Here is a 21,070-nt window from a genome sequence, read left to right on the forward strand (position 1 = left end):
TTATCTATCCAACGCGGCTGCACGACCGCCTGCGCGAACGTCGCAAGCTGCCTCCAAGATGCCAGAATCGTCGATTCGCTGGACTCCATGCGCGACTGCCAGAGAACCGCTTACCTTGACATTATGCCCTAAGGTTTTGAGTTTCGCTAACAATTCATCGTTTCGTTGATCTGAACGATAAGATGCGCCGAGGCTCGCCTCGCACATTAAAGTATCAGGCTGCCACTGATGATGGATTCGTGACTCGCTGATGGCATCTCCGACATTCATGCCGTAATCAATACAACGCACGACGGTTTGCAACGTGGCGTTTATAATACGAGGCCCACCGGCCGCCCCGCACGCAAGCACAGGGACGCCGGAGTTATTCAGGACGATCGTAGGGCTCATGCTTGATAAAGGGCGTTTGCCTGGCTCCACCGAGTTTGCATTGGATCCAATCAAACCAAATGCGTTCGGTACCCCTGGAGAAACACTGAAGTCGTCCATTTGATTGTTCAGCATGACACCCGTGCCGGGAACCATCATTTTGTTTCCCCAACTCGTATTAACCGTGGCGGTCAACGCAACCCAGTTACCTTGGTCGTCCGCAGTCGAGAGGTGTGTTGTATGCTTCTTTTCATCGTCGTGCTGCGACGCTTGGCTAGGCAAATGCCCCGGCACTACTGAGGCATGCTGTAGATCAATTTTGGATGCTAACTCATCGGTATAAGCCGTCGAGCTGAGAAAGTTCGGGATATCTACAAAATCCGAATCCCCTAGATAATACGCTCGATCCGCGAACGCCAGCTTCATTGCCTCGGCCAACAAATGATAAAAGCCAGCGGTTCGACCGGTTTCTGAAACGTCCTGCATCGTGTAGCGAGACAACATCTGGAGCATTTGCAGAATGTGAAGCCCTCCCGAACTCGGCGGTGGGAAGCCTAAAACGCGGTAGCCACGATAGGATGACTCGAGTACCGTCCGATCTTTCGATTTGTAAGCCGAGAAGTCCGTTTTTTCTAAGATGCCCCCCTCTTCACGAAGATAACGCGAGCACTTTTCTGCAAACTCTCCCTCGTAGAACCAACCCGGCCCTTGTTCGGCAATCGTCTCGAGAGTCGCGCCGAGTTCTCGCTGTACCAGCGCTTGCCCAGCATCGAGGCCTGTGCCATCCGCCTTGAGCAAGACGGCTGCCGAGGAAGAGAAGCGACTCAAGACTCGTAATTCATTCTTGATGCTGGTGGCCACTCCCTTTGAAACAGCCACACCATTTTTCGCAGCTCGTATCGCAGGCTCAAAAAGATCGGACCACGGTAACTTGCCGAACCGCGAGTGCATCGAGTGAAGGGCTGCGATCTGGCCAGGAACCCCGCAGGCCAGCGGGCCATCTTGACTAAGCTGAACATCGCCGACTCCGTTTCGAAGGTACATGTCTCTATGTGCCAATCGTGGAGCGGTCTCTCGGCCATCGATCGCATGGGTCGTGCCGTCTGACAAGCGAATTAAGATTAGGCACCCCCCGCCGATCCCAGAGTTATGTCCGTCGACAACCCCTAAGCACAGTGCAGCCGCAGCAGCCGCATCAACGGCATTCCCGCCTTGTTCGATCATCTTCATAGCGGCCACTGACGCCAAGGGATGCACGGTCGCTGCAACATTGCGTCCTCGGATAACAGGTCGTGTTTCCGTCGTAGCATCAGCAGCTAAGAGACGTCGCGCCACGCCTGGTCCGCAGGCCGTTGCTGCTAGTAGCCCACCTAAAAACTCTCTCCGCTTGACCATCAATACACTCGTAGAAGTAAAAGATAAGATAACGAGATTACTTTTTTCGCAAGACAATTTTGCGAATGTCCATGACTGCGACGTTCGTTTTGTTTTGGGGGCGAACCTCGATGGTTGCTTTACCCATTTGCAAGTTCAGTGCACCGAGAGGTTCATAAATCATGTGCTGAAAGTGCCCCGTCTCTTTGACATTGAACTCGATAGCCTGATCCTGACATACGAGATTGACTCGCGAGCCACCATTTCCCCCTCCGCAACCATATTGCATTTCGATCTCGTACTCGCCATCTTCAGGAACAGTGAATTGCCACTCGGCCCAATCATCTACCTCGGTCCAGTAACCCACTACATTCTTGTGAGGTTCGGGCTCATAGCGAATGTTTTTTCCGTGAACTTTAACCTCGGAAGCCCATAGCGTAATGGTTCCTTCGGGAGACTTTAGGATCGACTTTTTACCCTGAACGGCTTGATCCATTAGGTTTCGCCATTCTCGCCAAGCCAAACCAATCTCATTCGCTGATCGATCGGCTTCTAGCTTGGTGGAATCCTTTTCCACATAAATCTTGCGGTGTAACTCCGGATCCCATTCTGGATTTAGCGTGCAGCGTTGGGCACCGACGGAGTCTCGCCATTTCTTGAGCCTGGCTGTCATAGAGGCCACCTTTTCCGGTTCCAGTTCTGCTAGATTGTTTCGTTCCCCCGGATCGGTCGCCAAGTCGAACAGTTCGAGCGTTTCGTCCTCATGATGAAAGACCAGTTTCCAATTCCCTTGTCTCATTGCTGATGCGGGGCGGCTCCCTTGGTTGGTGTAGTGTGGGAAGTCCCAAAAGAGTGGTCTGTCGATGGGGAGCGATTTGCCTTGAAACCAATGGTCGTACAAATCATTACCATCGATGGGGCCAACGCTGGTCGCTACTTTACCACCTGCGGAGCGAATCAAGGTTGGAAAAAGGTCGAGTTGACTGATTGGTTCGTCGACTATGCGTCCGCTTTCGATATTTCCTTTTATGGAACGCACGAGGAACGGGATGCGCAGACCACCTTCGTACAAGTATCCTTTGCCGGCACGGAAGGGGGCGTTGTGTGAAACCGGTTCGGGGTGCAACTCGGGAACATGCAAGCCGCCGTTATCGCTTGTGAAAATGACCACTGTATCGCGAGTTGTTGGCAGCTTTTCGATCGCTGTCATCAACATGCCAAACGACTGGTCCATGGATTCCATGTTCGCGGCGTACAGAGGGCTATATGCGTCTTTATGCTTAGCAAGAGCACCTTCGGTCGCTTCCAGCATGATGTGTGGGATGTGGTGTGGGATGAAGCAGAAAAAAGGTGCACCGTCGTCGGCATTCATGAACTTGATCGCTTCTCGCGTAATCAAAAACTCGTTCTTGCCGCCACCGATTCCCGTAGAGTCTGCTGTGGAAAGGTCACCCAAAGAGCCGCGGGCTGGAGCTTCGACGGCGATATCAAATCCTTGGTGAGTAGGACCATGTTTGCCACCACCCAGGTGCCACTTTCCGAAAAGCCCGGTCCGATACCCAAGCAGCTTCAACTCTTCTGCGATGGTCTTTTCTTCGAGTGGTAATGCCGAGTGGATTCTGGCGTTGAGAAGTTTCTGCGACGGGGCGTCGGCGCGACCCGGTAGATACGAGGTCAAATGCAAACGAGACGGAGATTTGCCCGTCATCAACGCTGCTCTCGACGCTGAGCAAATCGATAGCCCACAATAGGCATTCGTATAGCGAATGCCTTGTGCAGCAAATGCGTCTAGGTTAGGTGTCGCATGTTCTGTGCGACCATAGCAACCAAGATCGGTTATTCCCAAATCGTCAACGAACACCAAGACGATATTAGGGGGAAGCTCCTCGTCCCCGATGGCATTCGCTGAAGCGTTAAAGCTGAACCAAGCAATGCTCACCCCGTAGATTGCGATGAGGTTGATTATCGAGCGAGATGAAGAGGATAATGATTCTGGCATCGCCGGACTACTCCTATATTGAACCGCGTATGATGAGACGCACGAAAAGCAAAATAACTAGTATGTAAGGAACGCTGATCGCGGTGGCAACCCAAGCTTGAATCTTGTACTTTGAGCTCAGTTTCCCTTCGCCTAAAAGGACGTGAAAAACCAACAAGTAGACTGTGAAGAACTGGATTGGAGGAATAAACAATCCGATTATAGCTCCTCGAAACGCCCTTTTGGCACTATCCTCCCGCTCATTGACAGTTATTAATTCTTCATTGAGAGAATGTTCACTTCTTGAGTTTTGTTGAGCGAAATCACCAGCCGCTTGATTAAATTCTGCCTTGAGCTCAGCTGGATCGACTGGATTCTTGAGGATCTCGGCGGCTACTTTTGCATCAGAGGAGTCGACCAATATTTTGACCCCTCCAACAGTGTCAGTTAGGGTCCAAATCAAACTAGAGACCCACTCGTTGTCTAAATAGGATGGGATTCCTTCTGCGTCTAATGCAAATCGCGCGGCATGAGCAAGTTCCGTGGTTGAGTAGACTCCGACACAGACAAGCTCTTTTGGCATTTTATTTTCCTCTGTCACTTATTACTGAGTTATCGGAAAGCTAATCTCGAAACAACTACCTTCACCGAGGCGACTCGTCACTTTTAGTTCTGCGGACACCAGTTGGCATAGATGCTTTACGATTGCAAGCCCCAGGCCTGTGCCACCGGTTTCTTGGCTGCGAGCTTTCTCAACACGGTAGAATCGTTCAAAGATTCTTTCGAGATCTTCAGGAGGAATTCCAATGCCAGAGTCTTCGATTCTGACCAAGCAATGCCCGTCGACCTCTTGAGCGGTGATCGACACAGAGCCGTCGGGTTTGTTGTATCGAATCGCATTGCTGACAATGTTGGCCAAGATCGTTTTTAGTGACGCCAGATCGGAAAGGATGCGATCCGAAAACACTGTCCCAACGTCGACAGAAACCTTATGTCGTTTGGCGATGGCGGAATGATCGTCGACGCAGGAGTTTATGACATCTCGAATAGAAATGGGGACCAGAGCTGGTTTGTCGGGCTGAGACTGCAACCGGCTTAATTGAAGCAAATCTGCAATAAGCGCCTCCAGTCGGCTCGCTTGCTCCTCGATCCGCATGATGAAGTGTTGTCTGGCATCGGGATCGTCCATTGCTCCCATTAGTAGCGTTTCTGCGTAAGCTTTTATAGACGCCAACGGGGTCTTTAGTTCGTGCGATACGTTTGCGGTGAAGTCGCGACGGAGATTCTCCAGTTGTTTAAGTCTCGTCTCATCGGCTATGGATACTAAAACGCGATAGGCGTTGTTCGTGGGATCTTGCTGGCCAATGGGAATGGCTTTGAGGCGGAGAGAAGTTCGGCCCTGATTCCTTTGGAACTCGATTTCATGAGGTTTACCCGATTCGTGGGTTGCCAGAATGCAATCGAAGACTTCTGGTATTCGGACCACCTCGATGAGACGTTGACCGACCTCCGCTAGCTCGATCCCTAAGAGTGCTTTGCCGGCTGGGTTCACGAAATCTAACTTGAGCTTCTCGTTAAAGGTGAGAATGCCTATGGGCATGCTGGTCATGGCTTGCGACGAACGCTCGTAGGTTTGACTGACCCGCGAGATTTGGTTTTTCATGGAATCAGCCATGGCGTAAATGCTTTGTGCCAGCGATTCTCGTACTCCCATCCATTCGTTTGCTTTGAGGGTCTCTTGGTTGACACCGATTTGAGACGAAAAACGTTGTATCCAGGCTTCTTCCTGAGCTCGCTCAGCTCTCGCTTTGATCCACATGAGACCAATAACTGCACCGAAGATGCCAAAGCAATGTGCTAGCATGATGGCTGTTCCTACAACACCGGAGACATCGGAATCCGTAAATCTACGGATAAGAGTCGCGGAATATAGGCGACCATCCGCCGAATTCCAATCGTGTTCCAGTTTTAGTCGCCGATAGCCACTGGGCTCCGATTGCCACTGTACCCTTATTGGGCTGCTGTTGTCAGATGGGCGTGCTCTCTCCGTTTTTTCGTTCCAGACTAGGGCCCCTTTACTTAACTTAAAAAGCAGTTCATCCAGGTCTCTTTGTCCGTCAAGATCGGTTTTCAATGTCTGGATTACCTCAAAGTCTCTCACCGCAGACTCAGCAATTTGCGATTGCCAAAGCTGGATACGGCCTTCTTGAATGGGCCATTGCAGAACCAGCCCAGCCCCCCAAAAAAGGGCAGAGATACCCAGCCAAATGCCGATCGATTTCGGTGGTATGAGGTAATAAGGTGGGGTTGGAATCGAAGGGACTCCCGTTTATTCACGATTTGGTTGTAGATTGGCGAGATCCATGACTCATGGATTGGGGACGCCTGGATCGGACGGTTGCAAGACGCCTGTTTGTACTAGCTTGATCACCTATAATACTACACCATCCGGCCCTTACTCACTACACCACAAAAGATATGTCAGATCCAGCATCCCCTGCTCCCGTTGCGACCCGACCAGCAGCCCCCACGGCCCCGCTCCCGAGCTTGAGCGAAGTCCCTATTGATTCGATCCTTTTCGTATCCTTTGGGGGGCCTGAGGGCTTTGATGACGTCATGCCGTTTCTGGAAAACGTGCTTCGCGGGAAGAACGTTCCTAGGGAACGCATGCTCGAGGTGGCTGAACACTATAACCACTTTGGCGGCGTCAGTCCGATCAACCAGCAGTGCCGCGATTTGATCGACGCTGTCACGAGCGAATGTCGGGCGCGTGGCGTGGACTTGCCCATCTATTGGGGGAACCGTAACTGGAACCCGATGCTTCCTGAGGAACTGGCCAAAATGGCCAACGACGGTAGAAAGCGAGCTATCTGTTTCTTTACCTCGATGTTCAGCTGCTACAGCGGATGCCGACAGTACCGCGAAAACTTGGCGGACGCCCAAGCTGCCGTGGGCTCGGAAGCTCCGCTAGTGGAAAAGGTTCGGATGGGATTCAATCACCCCCGCTTCATTGCAGCTCAGTGTGATTGTGTCCGTGATGCCTTGAATCAGCTACCGGAAGAACATCGCAGTTCTACCAAGTTTTTGTTTGCCGCTCATAGCATTCCGCTGTCGATGGCACAGTATTCCAGATACGAAGCCCAACTGCGCGAGGCGGCGAAATTGATATGCGAGGAGCTAGGTCATGAAAACTGGGAGCTGGTGTTTCAGAGCCGATCCGGTCCCCCTCAGCAACCATGGCTAGAACCTGACGTTTGCGATCGAATAGAGGAATTGCACAACGGCGAAGGCCTGGCTAGTTGCGTTATCGTTCCGCTCGGGTTTATCTCGGATCACATGGAGGTCCTGTATGACCTGGATGAAGAAGCGGCCCATCTTTGTAAGGAAAAAGGGGTTCCGTTCGCACGGGCGAAGACGGTTGGAGTTCATCCGGAATTTGTCGGAATGATCGTTGACTTGATCCAAGAGCGACTTGCTGAGGGGACGGAGAGACCGTACGTCGGCAGTTATGGCCCGAGCCACGATCTATGCCCAGCCAACTGCTGCTTATACCCTCAGACCGGCAGACCTGGAGCACGGCCGCCACAATGACCGCCACAATGACGGGCAGGATGCCGGGCAGGATGCCTGTTACCCCACCGGCATCTCGATCTGGCGGATGCCGGTTTTCAAAGCCCATACTGCGGCGGCGGTTCGATCGGTTAACGATAGTTTTCGAAGCAGGTTTTGCACGTGCTCCTTGACTGTTTCGACACTTATGCCGATGGCTGACGAAATTTCGCGATTGCTCAAGCCGAGCGAGAGATGCAAAAGCACCTGCGCCTCACGCTTGGTGATCTGGGCAGGTAATGTTGTAAGATCGGCATCCATTCCATCTAGAAACGATTTCACGATCAACATGGGGGATCCGCTCGGCAGTTGCCCGGTGCCGACCGAATGGATCGACCGAATGAGTTTCTCGGCACTGCCGGTTTTGAAGACCGCGTCATGGAACTGGTGGGAAAGTGCCTGTGCAACTAAGCAAGCATTCGGGACCGCTGTGTAAAGGATCGCCTTCAAATCGGGTAACTGCTCTTTGAGAGTACCGACGTATTCGATCATGTTGATCGCCCCTAGTCGTATGTCTGTGATGAGTATGTCGTAATGCTCGCTTTGCAGAGCAGACTCCAGCTCCATTACACTGGTCACAAATCGATCGACCGGGCACTGATTTAGATTCGTAATGGCTTGAATACCTCTCCGGATCGTCTCGCACTCATCTGCGCAAAGAATTCGAAAGGACACACGAGGCCTCATTGAAAAGGGGGGGGCTTTAGTGGGACTAGTGGCACCGAAAAGCTGGTCTAGCGGGGGTTAACCCACTCCTAGACGACGCTGCTTCTTGGTCTGCGGTTTATCGTAGCAGATTTCTGTAGCGTTCTGTTCCAACTGAGATCTCTTTTTTGTGAAATTTTTGGGCGATTGAGGAAAGCGAAAAACCTCGAATCGACCTGCTCAGATACAGACACATTTGATTGATTGGAGCTGATTCGGAGTTTTTCTTCCTTTAGCTCAACGTCGTGATCCGTTTCGATCGATTTCGATTCTTGGTTCGATTGCATTTCCAACCCTTGGCTGAATTATGTCTGCTAGCATTACCGCGATCGAGAGACCCGTTCGTTGGGACCATCCCTTCGACCCTGAAATGCCATCGACTGATGTTTCGTACCTTTTTCGGTACACCCCTTTTTCGACTCTCGATCCTACGCTTTTTCCGGGCTTGGGCTCTCTGGAGATGATACTCAAGCACGATGCGCGAATCCGTCGGTATGAACCGGGGGATGTCATCGTGCGAGAAGGTGACTATGGCAATAGCGCATTTATCGTCCTTCGCGGTACGGTCAGAGCCTTTCTGGTCAGTTTGTGGCACAGGCAAACTCCGACAAAGCGCGAACAGACAAACAGCATCTTTGCAAAGCTCCTTGCTCCGTTCTCGAATCAAAAGACCAAGCCCGAGCAGGCAAAAGAACACGCTTCCATTCCCCAGGACGAAGAGAAACGGACCAATCGCAACCGAAGCCAGAATGGCCAATATGCGATGGCACCGCTACCCATTGTTGAAAATCATGAAGGACACAGTCGCATCTACCTTCAAGATTTACCGAGCGTTATCAATGGCTTTCAAAGCGAACCACTGTCCTCAGGGCAAATCTTTGGTGAGATGGCTGCCATAACCCGTACGCCACATCGATTTAGCGTGGTGGCCGATTCCCCGTGTGTGTTGGTGGAGATTCGCTGGCAAGGACTGAGGCTTCTGCGTAAGGATCCACGATTCAAGGCTTATCTCGACGAAAGATATCGACAGTCTGGCTTGGTAACTCATCTCCGCGAGACACCATTGTTTCGATTCTTGGATGATGAGACTATCGCTACAGTCATAAGCAGTACGCGATTGGATTCATTCGGGGAGATGGAGTGGTTCGCAGACTACAAAACACTTCAAAAGGAAGACTCTCGCAAGAGAATCGAATCGGAACCGTTGATTGCTGCAGAGGGGGCACCAGCAAACGATCTAATTCTGGTTCGTGCAGGCTTTGCACGCCTTAGTTATGAGCATGGCAACGGCCATCAGACGACGGCCTATCTTGGCTGTGGTCAAATGTTTGGTCTGGAGGAGCTTGCCGATTCCTTTCGTCATCCGGAAGCCAGACCTCTGCCCTACCAGCAGTCGTTACGGGCGTTAGGATTCGTCGACCTGCTCAGAATCCCTCGAGATACAGTTATCAAGACCTTGTTACCGAAAGTCCGGAAGTCAGAATTGCCACCCGCGATTATCAATCCACGCTATGATGCAGGGGGCAGCATTGTGCCTGACTTCGAACGTGATGATCGGCGTTCGGCGCTCGAGACTCCCCTTATTGAGTTCCTAGTGGATCAGCGCCTCATGAATGGTCGGCAAACCATGTTGATCGATTTAGATCGCTGCACGGGATGCGATGATTGCGTAAAGGCCTGTGCCAGTACCCACCAGGGGATACCACGCTTCGTTCGAAACGGCCCGCAATACGGCGCTCTCATGTTCGCCCATGCATGCATGCACTGTACGGATCCTGTTTGCATGATCGGATGCCCGACGGGTGCCATTCACCGAAATCCCGACTCTGGTGTGATCGCGATCAATGCTGATACTTGTATAGGCTGCAAGACCTGCTCCGAAAGTTGCCCCTACGAAAACATCGTGATGCAACAAGTCAAAGATGGCAAAGGTAACGACGTCATCGATATGGAATCCAAGCTTCCCATTCTTCAAGCTTCGAAATGCGACCTTTGCCAATCCTCTAAGTTAGGGCCAGCATGTCAATCAGCATGTCCGCATACCGCTCTGTTTCGTCTCGACACTAGTAGTACACAACCTCTACTGGATTGGTTGGAACGAAAGGCAAGTTGAAAACGATGAGCAATGCAACTTTGAATTCCAACCCTCTGCCTTCTACTGCAAGTAGTTCGCTATCATCCACACTCTTTGGAATACGTTCAGCAAGATTAGGACGGATCCTGAAAGCTCTCGGTATCATCGCGGTCGCTTATTGGTGCCTTCAAGGTTGGCAGCAATTCGTCGGAAACCGACTTGGAAATGAATCGTTCGCAACCGGCTACACGCTGTTGGCCGTAATTGTTCTCCTGGTGATGCTGGGGGTGCGCAAACGCCTGCCAAGGTGGAATGCTGGACCGGTGGCCGTTTGGCAAACAACTCATCATTATTTGGGTTTGTTCTGTTTACTTGCCTACATTTCCCATGCGGGTATCCTAACCAATGGCATTTTGGAGTCCGCGCTTGCTGGGCTCTTTTGGTTTATTCTCCTCACAGGATTTGTCAGTTGGTACGTCAATCGTTCGTCCCCCAGGTTGCTTCGTGCGGCGGGGCAAGCGGTCTTAAGATCCGATATACCAGAGGCACGAGCTAAGGTCGCGGAGGAAGCGTACCAGCTTGCTCTTTTGGCCGCAGGATCCTCTAGGGCCTTCGTGATTTCTGATTACTATCGGTCAGTGTTGAGCTCTTTTTTTTCAGGCTCACGCGGAGTCTGGTATTATCTAGTCCCCACCGGCAAGCGCCGCCGAGACCTTCAGTACCAACTTAGCGAACTCACTCGCTATTTGGATGAAGCCGGGCTTGAGCTCCAGGCGCAGATGATGACTTTGATTCAGCGTCGTGATGATCTAGATTTTCAAGCTGCAATACAAAACCGAATTCGCTGCGTTGCTGCCATTCATACTGTATTGCTGGGGGCATTCATCGTCTTTTCTGCTGCCCATATCGTGGTTGCTCACCTTTATTCCAATCAGTGGTGAGCCATGGAGTTTCGAAACTACTATCGTCGTCCAAAACAGACTCACCGCTGCGGCTTAGCAAGTTCTGGCCGCGCTTGTATTCACGGACCATTCGGTTCTCACTGTGGACAGTCCCGCGATGTACCTGAACGTTGTCGTCCGATGCGTACCTTGGTCGGTTGGACTCGATTAGCATCGGCGATTTGTACCCTTTTAGCCATTGTGACTGTTACCTACTGGTTGACACTTTCCAGGAATCCGCTCCCCATAGCTCCAGGACCGTTGACCAAAGCTCACGCTCAGCTCTTGGTGTCTGGTACAAGTGAGCATCCGCTCGCAATTGACGACGAAAAGCGCTGCGCCGCATGTCATATACAATCAACTCTCACAAACTCAACCAAGTCCCACGATCCTGCCGGTTCGCATCTCGTTAGTCGTAACGAGAGTGCTACACGGCAGTCAGAACTTTGCATGAAGTGCCACCTCGATACGATGCCCAATGGCTTACTGGGAAATCCGCATGATTTAGCGGGAGATGACTTGGCAATCCTTTTTGCATCAGTATCAGGACGCCCACCATCCAAGCTGGCCCAGACTCCGACCGAGTGCAGTCAATGTCACCGAGAACACCAGGGGGCTGACGGTCAGCTTCAATCGATTGCTTCCACAAAATGCCAGGCCTGCCATAGAAATCAATTTGAGTCGTTCGAACGTGGCCATCCCGAGTTCTCGACCTATCCTCCTGCTAAGCCACGAAGCATCGGATTCGATCACGCTCGCCATGCAGAGTTGCACTTTGCTAAGAAGGGAAAGCCTTTCGATTGCAGCGTTTGCCACTTAAAGAGTCAGGAATCAAGTCTGGTGGGGTCAGTCTTTCGCAGCGTCTCTTTTGAGCAAGCCTGCGCGGATTGTCACAACGACTCACTTAAAAGCGCCGGGCTTGAGGGAATCGTTGTGTTTCAAGTTCCCAGCCTGGACAAAGCCAAGCTATCTAGACAGGGTTTCGATATTGGACCATGGCCGGAGTCGGCGAGCCTGCTAATGGATGGCGAACTGACTCCTCTTTTGACACACATGCTCCGATCGAACGAAAAGGGGAGGGAGATCTTGGAACGATTGCCTGCTACCATGCGACTCCAGGACGTCGATATGAACACGGTGGAGCAATGTCAGGCTATCGTGGATCTTGCGGATTTCGTACGAGATGCTTGGGGACAAATCGCCAGCAGTGGCCAACCCATGCTTAGAAACTGGCTCGACACCAAGGTGCCTCCTCCCACGACCACGATAACGACCGCTACCCCCAGCACCTCGTCAAGTCTAGCGCTCTACTCGCGCTATGTGAACACTCGGGCTTCCAGGATGGAAACGCCACATCCTACAACAGAGACACCTCGCGATTCCGCAGGCAGCAAAGAGGTTTGGCTAGACCAATTGGCCAGAGGAGTTCCACCAGATTTGCTTCGGTCAGCCGAGAGAACTTGGTTCCAGCCAGCCAGTTCCGTCGACATTGCTAGGCTACCGGTGAGTATCCTCTTAAGCAGCGCAGAGTCGATCCCAATCTCTAATCGGGACGAAGATGATGACGACTTGCTCTCGAATGTTGGTGACGACGATCTGCTGGGCGATGATGACGATAGTCTGTTGGGCACTGTGGATGAAGGATCCGTAATGCCCAGCCAGCAAAAGAATCTTGGGGAGATAACTAAGCCGCTAAAGGCGTGGGAACATCTTCCTTTCGGCGGGTGGATGCTCGATGAAAGTCGGGTCGCCTTGGTGTACGTTCCAACGGGACACGCTGATCCATGGCTCGCCAGATGGATCGAATGGAACGAGTTGAGCCAGCATCACTCAATGGATGTCAACAATGGTTCAACTAGAAATGATCCCCTTTCAAAGCAGTGTATTCAATGCCACTCCTTTGATGCTAACAGAGTCAGGCTTATGCTGTCAGGTAAATCAGACAGCAACGACGCATTAAAATCTGTTGCGTTGCGAAAGCCTGCTGATACCGCTTTAGATCCAGATTGGCTGCAGCAGTGCTGGAAAATTGAGCAACGGCCTAACGGCCTTCGCGAGTTAACTCGATTTAATCATACTCCCCATTTGACCATCAATAGTTTACGGGACTGCCAGTCTTGCCACGCGATGAAAAAGTTGGATGCGACTCAGGTGTCAGAACAGGGTTGGAGCACAATGGGGCGGACAACTAGGAGCGAGTTCCAATCTCTTCAGAAGGAGATGTGTGCGACTTGCCACACGAAAAAGGCCGCCGGTGACGCGTGTACGCAATGCCACAATTATCATGCCCACATTGCGCCTGGGCGTTAGGCTGGCGTTGGGCGGTCGTTAGGCCCGTTTTCTCGGAGTTGGGGCCGGAGCGTCAATCCATTGATCGTCGTAGCGCAGCCAGTATTCACGCACCCAATCGACAGGTCCAAATCCATACCGTCTCTTTGTTCCCCATCGATAATTGCCGAGAGGTACAACATCGATGGGTCTGGGCCGACCATGGAACACGACAACCTTTGCCTCGGTCGGTTCTATGACTTTTGGCAGAAACCTGTTCGCGGGAAAGTACCGGGTGCAGTGCCATTTAAAACTCGCCGTCCAGTCGTAGGGCCAGTAATGCCGGGGCTCAAGGCAATCCGTTAGAAAGTCTTGATCTAATCCATAACGCTCAGGAATAGTCGGGTCTGCAAGAAAGTCATGATAGATACGATGGCAATCCTGCGGAATAAATCCCAAAATGGAACCTTGTACACCTCGATCTGGCCGAAGTGACAACGGTGCTAGATTCCATAAGGTTGGGTTCCATTCACGCAGGGCATGCAATCCAGGTCTCGACTGGATCTGTTCAAAAAATGGACTCAAGTCGTCGCGAATCAAAACATCCAAATCGAGGTATAGTGTCGGGACATCAGCAGGTAAAAGTCCGGGAGCAAAAATCGATAATTTCGGCCAGCAACCTGATTTTTGAAAGCGTAATGGGATACCCATATCTGGTAGAGGCACCGACTCGATTCCAGTATCCAAACCACCCGGGTTATCCGTTACGCAAATAAAACGGTGCTCTACTGGTAAGTTAGCCCTGACCGCGTTCCTAAGAACTCGGATATACGACGCGGGAAAAGCATCGAGCCATCTCGTGCAAACGACAGTGACCATAGCCACATTTCCAGAATTTTACCCCGGGCGGGATTACGATAGGCCCATGCATCGGTCGCCACTTGGCAACAACGCATGAGGCGGGTCGGATTCTATCCATCTCTTTGCAAGAAGTTTAGAGTCCGGAAGATTCAACCGTCAGATTTCTTCCGAAATTTCCCCTTTCGGTTTGGTAGTAGACGGCTATCCACGCAGTGCTTGCGGCACTATAAGATCGCCTTAAGAAGATCTGAGACAAGGTTGCTCAATGGTCTTCAGCGGGAGAACGTCCATTAAGAATGGTATCCCAGATGGTTCCTGCCAATTGGTTGACGCTACCTTTACCGTTCGGATGTAACCGACTGCTCAGAAAACAAAAGTACATGCCGCGTGCCCGATCAATCCAAAGCACCGTTCCGGTGAATCCGCCATGGCCGATAGACTGTTCAGAAAGGAGAGTCCCTTTGTTGCTAGAATAACGCGATTGCATATCCCAACCGGGACTGCGAAGATCTCCATGAACGTCAAAGGAGGAAAATAGAGTGTCGATGGTTTCCTTTTGAAAAACCTTTCGCACGGATCCATCAGTGCTAACAATCGCCCCGTCGTTAAGGATGAGCCTAGCAAATTGGCCTAAATCCCCCGCTGTGGAGAACAGCCCTGCATGCCCAGCAACACCTCCCAATAGATGCGCTCTTGGGTCGTGTACCTCACCTCGAATCCATTCACCGTTCCTCTTCTCTGTTGGTGCGACGCGATCGATCTTTTCTGCATCGACGCCAAAGTTCGTCTCATGCATGTGACACGGAGTCAGCACTTTCTCCTGAACGAATCGCTCCAAAGACTGCTGGGACAGTACCTCCACCAACTTGCCGAGCACCAAGAAATTGACATCGGAATATTGAAACTTCTGACCGATCGGGGCATGTAAAGGTAATTCGTAAATCCGTTCCCATGCTATTTGTGGACCTTGTTGATAATCGCGAAGTGCATTGTCGGGAATCAATCCGCTGCGGTGCACGAGACAATCTAGAACTGTGATTCGATCCTTTCCGTTTTGCCCAAAGTGCGGTAGGTGTAGCGAAACGCGATGATCAAGCTTGAGTTTGCCCGATTCCACTAATAGGTGGATTGCAGATGCGGTAGCGATAGGTTTCGTCAAAGATGCCAAATCAAAGATCGTGTCGGTGGTCATAGGCTCAACCAGTGGTTCGATGCTTCTGTTTCCAAAAGCTTTCAAGAATAGAGGTCCCTCCGCATTCCCTACTTCGATAACACAACCAGGCAACGAGCTTGAACGAATCGATTGATCTACCAGTTCAGATACAACCGCTTTTACTTCGGCGGAAAACAGATGTGGACGATCGTCTGGCTTACCAATGTCGTCAAGCCGTCCGAAGCCAAGTTGAATAGCCGACGTAAACAAGAAAACGAAAGCGACCAGCTGTGTAGAGCGCAAACGGTACATTTCAACTAAGCAACTGAGATAGTTCGCCTGCTGCTTCTCGTTCCATTCGATGCTCTCCGAATACTTCTACCGCATTGACAACATACAAGTTTCTCGTCGCAGAACGAATGGTTTCTTGAGCGAGCTGCTTTAGATAGAAAGATTCTACCCTACCATACAAGTGTAGATGATCATCCTGAACACAGACTTTGAGGTCGCGGATCGACGACACTCCACTGTTTTTAAGTAGCTTAGTTGCTAAACCAGCAACGTCCTGAAATCCTGAGTCAATCATGAGACAACTCTCCTAGGCGTCCAAAAAATTCTGCCGCAATAACCTTCCTAGAGTTTCTCGAAGATAAAGGAGTTAGAGTTAATGTCAAGCATTTGTTCGGGACAATCGGTTGATTTGTGGTAAACAACATGACCGACCGAACCGGCACACTCGGAATTTACCATCGCAATCTGCGTGTTTCACATTACTTGAAGCGGGGTAGTAAAAGGTTTCCCTACAATCTGCCCGATAGAATAAAGATGGCTCACTCCGCCTTCCCTTTGGTCCGCGATCTATGTCTTGGTCAAGATTCATTACGGTCGAAAATCTATGCATAGCTGCGGAGGTAACAGCGGCATTGCTATTGCTAGCTTTCGCGTTCCCGGAAAAACGGACGCCGTCTAAAGGATCCGAGGGGGGGGATTCCAGGGACTCGATGGAAGATTTGAAAAAGCTCTTCATGGCTTGGAAGCTTAACCAAGGCCTAGCGGTTCTCGCGGCCCACAGAGCCCTGCAGCCGATACCGCCAGAGCTGGAGTTTCCCGAGGACGATTTGAGCAGCGTTGATCGTCTGAATTGGCTCGACCGTTTAAGCGGTACTTACAACCGGTCTTTTTTTGATCTGTTTCTGACCAGATGGCTTTCCTTGCCCAGCGAATTGCGGGCAGGGTCTTTCCTATCGATGATCTCGATCGAGGATTACTCGGAACGCGTTCGGGAATCGGGGGCGATGAATGTCGAGCTTACTCTGCGAGAGATTGGTAAGAAGCTTAACGACGAGTACGCTCATCGGGCAATTATCGCTCGGCTACCTCCGGATCGGTTCGTGCTGGTGAATTTTGATCTTGATCCATCGATGAGCCTTGAGGCTATGGAAGTCGCGAATGCCCCCGCAGATGAGGACGAAACAACAGCTGCGTCCGAATCCAACAAGGTGCCTTTTGTTGCGAGCTGCGTAGATCTCGCCGATGAGATTGGTTCCCCGGATGATGCCCTGGGAAGCCTTGAGGAGGGGGCGGCATTGGCTAGTCAGAGTAGCCAGAAATGCGTTCTGAAGCGAGGCGCCGACTGGTCTGAAGAAATTCCACGCAGCAACCGAAGCCAACCGAGATCCAACAAAAATGGTAATCGCGGAAACCGTGCGAGAGGAGCCTCGGGCAACACGGAAACGAACGCTGAGTCTCCTGCGGAGTTGGCAAAAGAAAGTGCAAACTTAACAGCAGGCGAGCTGGAAAACGCAGTAGCGAGGGAGGCCAATTCTGAAACCAATACCAGTCAAGACGACGGACCGCTAGTTTCGAAGCAAGTGGAGTCGGAACCAAGCAAAGCGGCAGACGTATCGGCCGTCGCTAGCAACGAAGAAATCGCAGCCCTATTCGCGCAGATCAAAAAGAACGGCAAGAACGCGGCTAGTGGCGATTCGGTCCCTGAATCTCCCCAGGTGCAGCAGGCGACTTCTAAAGATTCGGGGGCCTCTCCGGCGCAGGTTGGTGGTAAATCAGAGTCGGATCTGGTTTCCGCAGACGACATCAGCGCGTTGTTTGCTGCGACGAAGAAACCAGCCACACCTTCCGCTGCTCCCGCAGCTACGCCCGTTCCCGCTAAGAAACCGAGTGCGAGCGTCTCAGAGCTAGATGATATGTCCGAGACGGTATCCTCTGATGATATCTCCGAGTTGTTCAAAGCCGTGCAAAGCGAACAAGCAAAACCATCATCACCGACTTCTGCCAACCCAAAACCCAAGGCTACCAAAAAAGAATTCGTCGCAGAAGTCGAAGATCTCTCAGAGACCACCACCACGGATGATATCGCAGAGCTATTCAAGGCGGTTCAATCTGGAATGGCACGCGGAGGTTCGGCTTCGTCGCAAACGCCACCTCCTGCACCCCAATCTTCTCCGGTAGTAGACGATCCTTCCGAGACGGCTACCGCAGACGATATCGCAAGCCTTTTCGCGACGGTCAAAGCGGCTTCATCCCCCGCCACAAGTGCTACTGCATCAAAGACAGAGACGCAATCGAAACCTGCTACGCCCGCCCTACCTGCCGAAGATCTCTCGGAGAAAGCGTCGTCCGACGATATCGCAGCGTTATTTGCGCAGGTGAAATCTGGTAATTCGTAATTCTGTAAGCACGCAAAATAACAGCGTAACGCCGCAAGGCGTACGGTGACTCCCGCAATGCGAAGCGAGCCCGGGGAGTCGCCTGCGGCGATGAAATCCGAAAGTAACGGCGGAGGGAGACAACTGGGTAGAATGACGGGCGGTGAGGGCGATGGAGCCCTAAACGCAGGGCGTTGCCAGTGCGGATAGGTATGAAAAAGCAACTTGCTGCACCTCGAATTACAATCGAGCAGTTAGCCCATAATCCTTGTGGTGCAGCAAGTTGCTTCCATTCTATCCCAAATCCCTGAAAGTTCCATCATGTCGCAAATTCTAGATTTCCCGCAAATTCCTGTGTTCGCCGGGTTAGATTACCATCAAGATTCCGTGCAAGTCTGCGTTCTGGACCAGGATGGCAAGAAACTTCTCAACCGCTCGGTCGCCAATTCTACACCTCTGATTTTTAGTACCCTTACCCAGTTCGGTACCCCTCTTCGCATTGGTGTGGAAGCGTGTTGCGGAGCTGCGAACTTAGCCGACGAGCTGGTAACGCAATACAACCTGCCCGTTCAGTTAGCCCATCCCGGTTACGTTAACCGCATGAAACGCTCTCCTGACAAAACCGATTTCGGTGATGCACAAATGCTTGCCGATCTATCACGCGTCAACTACCTGCCCAAGGTTTGGCTAGCTCCCAGCTATCTGCGTGAACTGCGCCGACTGGTGCGGCACCGTGGCCAATTAGTCAAACGACGCACTGAAACCAAGCTACGCATCCGTGGCTTGTTACGCGAGAATCGCGTTAAGTGTCCAGAGCCTGTTACGGCTTGGAGCAAGCCTTGGTTGGCGTGGCTACAACAAGGAGCCTCACTGAGTCCTTCGGACAAATGGGTGCTCAAAGACCACCTGATAGAGCTCAATTCCTTGACCGAACGCATCGGAGCGACCGAGGCGCAAATCTCCGAACAAACCAAAGACGATCCTGTGATTGTCGAGCTTCTTAAGCTCAAAGGGGTTGGACTAATCACAGCTGTGACGTTGAGGGCTGAGATTGGCCGTGTCGACCGCTTCTTGACAGGAAAGCAGTTGGCCCGTTTCTGTGGTGTGACACCTCGCAATGCCAGCAGTGGTGCTAGGCAAGCCGATGCGGGTTTAATCCGCGCCGGTAATCCAGACTTGCGTTGCTTGTTGATCGAGTTAGCACACCGTCTGATTCGCTATGACGAGTCCTGGCAAAAGCTGGCCTACTCGCTGATCTCGCAGGGCAAACACCGCAACGTGGCCGTGGCTGCTGTGGCCAATCGTTGGGTGCGAAAGTTGTTTCACCTTTGGAGAGCGGACTTCACTCCGAACATGGATTTTTTAAGGGATGGCAGGGTCGATAGAATCTCATCTAAATCCGAGCCGTCACCCAAGAAAAAGAGCCTGAAGAAAGCTCCTCAGGCTCGACGAGATTCCCCCGCCCTGACCTGATTATCCCTTGTGAGGTTGCTTCCCAGCAGAGCCACACTCCGTTTCACCAGGCGTTTTTTAAGTTAGTAAGCGTAACGATTTAATCAAGGAAAAATTCAGTAAGACATTCAGTGATCTTCGGGGAAAGGTGAGCTCGAGTTTAACCTGGGCCACAATCAACATGGGGCTCGTCTGCGGATGGGGCAGCCTTTCCCTCTTTCGAAAACAGCCAAATGGGCTATCCCATAACTGGGAGATGCTCGGATAGAGGAAGGGGATTACCGAATGGAACAACACTGAGCATTTCCGCGAAAAAAATCGTTCACGACTACTTGACGTTATCCGTTTTTCATAGAGGTTAAACGCAATGTAAGCGTAATGACTGTTTAGGCCGTTCCTGCATCTTGCGGTAGATTTCTTTCCGCGTTCGCATTACCCACCGGATAACGCGGGCACGAGGAGCAATTCGTCACCATCTCGCAGTGTTTTTGCCTGCCCAATGTCGACAACTTGTTGGTCATTGTGAAAGATGGAAATGTAGGACTGTGGTTTTCCGGTCTCGTCGGAAAAATGGTTGGCGAGGCCCGGATATTTTGCAACCAAAATTTTCAACGCGGGTAATACTTCGGGTTCGGAGATTTCCACTTGGACTTCGGAATGACCATCCGTATGCTGCCGGAATAGACTCGGTATGCACCAAGTGATTTGAATCGAGGATTGCTCTTTCTGATCGACGGAATCTTTCATGGATGTTTCCTTGTGTTTCAGATGTGGCCGCAACACTGGCAATTTTTTCGGCGCTCGATGTTTAACGTTCTAAAGCTCATAGCGCCGAGATCGCACCTCAACATTTTGCCAAACAACGGCTTGCCAAAGTTAGCTAAAATCTTGATCGCTTCCATTGCTGCCATACAGGCAATCGTGCCTGAAACGGCCCCAAAAACCGGAAACTGACGCTTCCAGTTGGCGGGAATTTCGGGATAAAGACACTCCAGGCACGGGGTTGTGCCAGGTTGTATGCATGTGATTTGCGCTTCGAGTTCATACATCGCGCACTCTACGAGCGGTTTGCGTTGTAGAACGCATTGTCGATTCATGGCAAAACGTTCCTGAAACAAAGGGGCACAATCGATCACGATGTCCGCTTCATTTACGAGTACTTCTGCGTTGGAATCACTGATGTTCTCACTCACCACCGTCAGGTCCATGCGAGGGTTGAGTTCGGCCAGTCGCCGCTGAATGGACTCTGCCCTTGGTTTTCCAATCCAATCATAAGTCATCAATAGCTGGCGGTTCAGATCGCTCGGACGCACATTCCCAGCGTGGGCGATGGTCATCTTGCCGACTCCGGCCGCTGCAAGCTGCAAAGCGACCAACCCTCCGACACCACCACATCGGGATATCAGAACCGACGCGTTCTTGAGCTTGCGCTGTCCCTCTTCCCCGAAATCCGAAACCCACATCTGCCATTCGTAAACAGAACGTTCTTCTTCGGTCAGCTCAGGAAGTGCGATTTCGTCGTCCATATCTAGTTCGTCATCAGGTGCGGAGGAGGCTGTAATGTAGTGAAGTCAGCTGACGAGTACATGGAGCAATAAGACCAACTGGGAAAATTCGCGG

16 protein-coding genes are annotated in these 21,070 nt (G+C 51.6%); 6 read left to right on the forward strand and 10 right to left on the reverse strand.

Annotated elements, in window-relative coordinates:
• From ggt to SH449x_RS26930, 4 genes are read right to left on the reverse strand one after another with little or no spacing between them, the layout of a single operon-like run.
• A complete protein-coding gene (ggt, locus tag SH449x_RS26915) occupies positions 1-1,764 on the reverse strand; it encodes a gamma-glutamyltransferase (protein WP_482379174.1) in 1,764 nt (587 codons plus the stop codon).
• Between the two features lie 37 nt (positions 1,765-1,801).
• A complete protein-coding gene (locus SH449x_RS26920; RefSeq protein WP_482379175.1) occupies positions 1,802-3,742 on the reverse strand; it encodes a sulfatase in 1,941 nt (646 codons plus the stop codon).
• 13 nt (positions 3,743-3,755) lie between these two features.
• Entirely contained in the window at positions 3,756-4,304 is a 549-nt protein-coding gene (locus tag SH449x_RS26925; RefSeq protein ID WP_482379176.1) for a hypothetical protein, read from the reverse strand.
• A 21-nt stretch (positions 4,305-4,325) separates the two neighbouring features.
• Complete coding sequence (locus SH449x_RS26930; protein WP_482379177.1) at positions 4,326-5,855, reverse strand: sensor histidine kinase; 1,530 nt, start codon at positions 5,853-5,855, stop codon at positions 4,326-4,328.
• Positions 5,856-6,268: 413 nt separating this feature from the next.
• Between SH449x_RS26930 and SH449x_RS26935 the strand changes: the two genes are divergently transcribed.
• Positions 6,269-7,312 (forward strand): ferrochelatase, encoded by a 1,044-nt coding sequence (locus SH449x_RS26935; protein ID WP_482381857.1) that lies wholly within the window; start codon positions 6,269-6,271, stop codon positions 7,310-7,312.
• Positions 7,313-7,351: 39 nt separating this feature from the next.
• Here the strand turns inward: SH449x_RS26935 and SH449x_RS26940 are convergent, their stop codons facing one another.
• The gene (locus SH449x_RS26940) at positions 7,352-8,005 is read right to left on the reverse strand and encodes a LuxR C-terminal-related transcriptional regulator (RefSeq protein ID WP_482379178.1); all 654 of its coding nucleotides are present in this window, start codon (positions 8,003-8,005) and stop codon (positions 7,352-7,354) included.
• A 337-nt stretch (positions 8,006-8,342) separates the two neighbouring features.
• Between SH449x_RS26940 and SH449x_RS26945 the strand changes: the two genes are divergently transcribed.
• The 3 genes from SH449x_RS26945 to SH449x_RS26955 are packed head-to-tail and all read left to right on the forward strand — an operon-like array spanning position 8,343 to position 13,360.
• Positions 8,343-10,148 carry a cyclic nucleotide-binding domain-containing protein gene (locus tag SH449x_RS26945; RefSeq protein ID WP_482379179.1) on the forward strand — a complete coding sequence of 602 codons (1,806 nt, stop codon included), beginning with the start codon at positions 8,343-8,345 and terminating at the stop codon, positions 10,146-10,148.
• Positions 10,149-10,153: 5 nt separating this feature from the next.
• Complete coding sequence (locus tag SH449x_RS26950) at positions 10,154-11,050, forward strand: hypothetical protein (protein ID WP_482379180.1); 897 nt, start codon at positions 10,154-10,156, stop codon at positions 11,048-11,050.
• Positions 11,051-11,053: 3 nt separating this feature from the next.
• The gene (locus SH449x_RS26955) at positions 11,054-13,360 is read left to right on the forward strand and encodes a cytochrome c3 family protein (RefSeq protein ID WP_482379181.1); all 2,307 of its coding nucleotides are present in this window, start codon (positions 11,054-11,056) and stop codon (positions 13,358-13,360) included.
• Positions 13,361-13,378: 18 nt separating this feature from the next.
• Here SH449x_RS26955 and SH449x_RS26960 read toward each other — a convergent pair whose 3' ends face one another.
• The 3 genes from SH449x_RS26960 to SH449x_RS26970 form a co-directional block, all read right to left on the reverse strand.
• On the reverse strand, positions 13,379-14,197 hold the full coding sequence (locus tag SH449x_RS26960) for a glycosyltransferase (protein WP_482379182.1): 819 nt from the start codon (positions 14,195-14,197) through the stop codon (positions 13,379-13,381).
• A gap of 244 nt (positions 14,198-14,441) precedes the next feature.
• A complete protein-coding gene (locus SH449x_RS26965) occupies positions 14,442-15,644 on the reverse strand; it encodes a serine hydrolase domain-containing protein (protein ID WP_482379183.1) in 1,203 nt (400 codons plus the stop codon).
• A 1-nt stretch (position 15,645) separates the two neighbouring features.
• A complete protein-coding gene (locus SH449x_RS26970; RefSeq protein WP_482379184.1) occupies positions 15,646-15,918 on the reverse strand; it encodes a BON domain-containing protein in 273 nt (90 codons plus the stop codon).
• Positions 15,919-16,192: 274 nt separating this feature from the next.
• Here SH449x_RS26970 and SH449x_RS26975 point away from each other — a divergent pair, with 274 nt between their 5' ends.
• Both SH449x_RS26975 and SH449x_RS26980 read left to right on the forward strand, forming a co-directional pair.
• Positions 16,193-18,019, forward strand: coding sequence for a diguanylate cyclase domain-containing protein (locus tag SH449x_RS26975; protein ID WP_482379185.1), 1,827 nt, complete (start codon positions 16,193-16,195; stop codon positions 18,017-18,019).
• A 300-nt stretch (positions 18,020-18,319) separates the two neighbouring features.
• Positions 18,320-19,471 carry an IS110 family RNA-guided transposase gene (locus SH449x_RS26980; RefSeq protein WP_482378499.1) on the forward strand — a complete coding sequence of 384 codons (1,152 nt, stop codon included), beginning with the start codon at positions 18,320-18,322 and terminating at the stop codon, positions 19,469-19,471.
• A gap of 411 nt (positions 19,472-19,882) precedes the next feature.
• Here the strand turns inward: SH449x_RS26980 and SH449x_RS26985 are convergent, their stop codons facing one another.
• Together SH449x_RS26985 and SH449x_RS26990 are read right to left on the reverse strand one after the other, a co-directional pair.
• Complete coding sequence (locus SH449x_RS26985; RefSeq protein ID WP_482379186.1) at positions 19,883-20,197, reverse strand: ubiquitin family protein; 315 nt, start codon at positions 20,195-20,197, stop codon at positions 19,883-19,885.
• A 17-nt stretch (positions 20,198-20,214) separates the two neighbouring features.
• Positions 20,215-20,976, reverse strand: coding sequence for a HesA/MoeB/ThiF family protein (locus tag SH449x_RS26990; RefSeq protein WP_482379187.1), 762 nt, complete (start codon positions 20,974-20,976; stop codon positions 20,215-20,217).
• Between the last annotated feature and the right edge of the window lie 94 nt (positions 20,977-21,070).

It is taken from the genome of Brakhagea baltica (assembly GCF_052161605.1).
Classification (GTDB): Bacteria; Planctomycetota; Planctomycetia; order Pirellulales; family Pirellulaceae; genus JBKCUI01.

What these genes read in the sequence shown, in the direction of transcription:
- ggt (WP_482379174.1), bottom strand. Translation starts at nt 1,764, where the DNA reads ATGGTCAAGCGGAGAGAGTTTTTAGGTGGGCTACTAGCAGCAACGGCC.
- SH449x_RS26920 (WP_482379175.1), bottom strand. Translation starts at nt 3,742, where the DNA reads ATGCCAGAATCATTATCCTCTTCATCTCGCTCGATAATCAACCTCATC.
- SH449x_RS26925 (WP_482379176.1), bottom strand. Translation starts at nt 4,304, where the DNA reads ATGCCAAAAGAGCTTGTCTGTGTCGGAGTCTACTCAACCACGGAACTT.
- SH449x_RS26945 (WP_482379179.1), top strand. Translation starts at nt 8,343, where the DNA reads ATGTCTGCTAGCATTACCGCGATCGAGAGACCCGTTCGTTGGGACCAT.
- SH449x_RS26950 (WP_482379180.1), top strand. Translation starts at nt 10,154, where the DNA reads ATGAGCAATGCAACTTTGAATTCCAACCCTCTGCCTTCTACTGCAAGT.
- SH449x_RS26955 (WP_482379181.1), top strand. Translation starts at nt 11,054, where the DNA reads ATGGAGTTTCGAAACTACTATCGTCGTCCAAAACAGACTCACCGCTGC.
- SH449x_RS26960 (WP_482379182.1), bottom strand. Translation starts at nt 14,197, where the DNA reads ATGGTCACTGTCGTTTGCACGAGATGGCTCGATGCTTTTCCCGCGTCG.
- SH449x_RS26965 (WP_482379183.1), bottom strand. Translation starts at nt 15,644, where the DNA reads ATGTACCGTTTGCGCTCTACACAGCTGGTCGCTTTCGTTTTCTTGTTT.
- SH449x_RS26970 (WP_482379184.1), bottom strand. Translation starts at nt 15,918, where the DNA reads ATGATTGACTCAGGATTTCAGGACGTTGCTGGTTTAGCAACTAAGCTA.
- SH449x_RS26975 (WP_482379185.1), top strand. Translation starts at nt 16,193, where the DNA reads ATGTCTTGGTCAAGATTCATTACGGTCGAAAATCTATGCATAGCTGCG.
- SH449x_RS26980 (WP_482378499.1), top strand. Translation starts at nt 18,320, where the DNA reads ATGTCGCAAATTCTAGATTTCCCGCAAATTCCTGTGTTCGCCGGGTTA.
- SH449x_RS26985 (WP_482379186.1), bottom strand. Translation starts at nt 20,197, where the DNA reads ATGAAAGATTCCGTCGATCAGAAAGAGCAATCCTCGATTCAAATCACT.
- SH449x_RS26990 (WP_482379187.1), bottom strand. Translation starts at nt 20,976, where the DNA reads ATGGACGACGAAATCGCACTTCCTGAGCTGACCGAAGAAGAACGTTCT.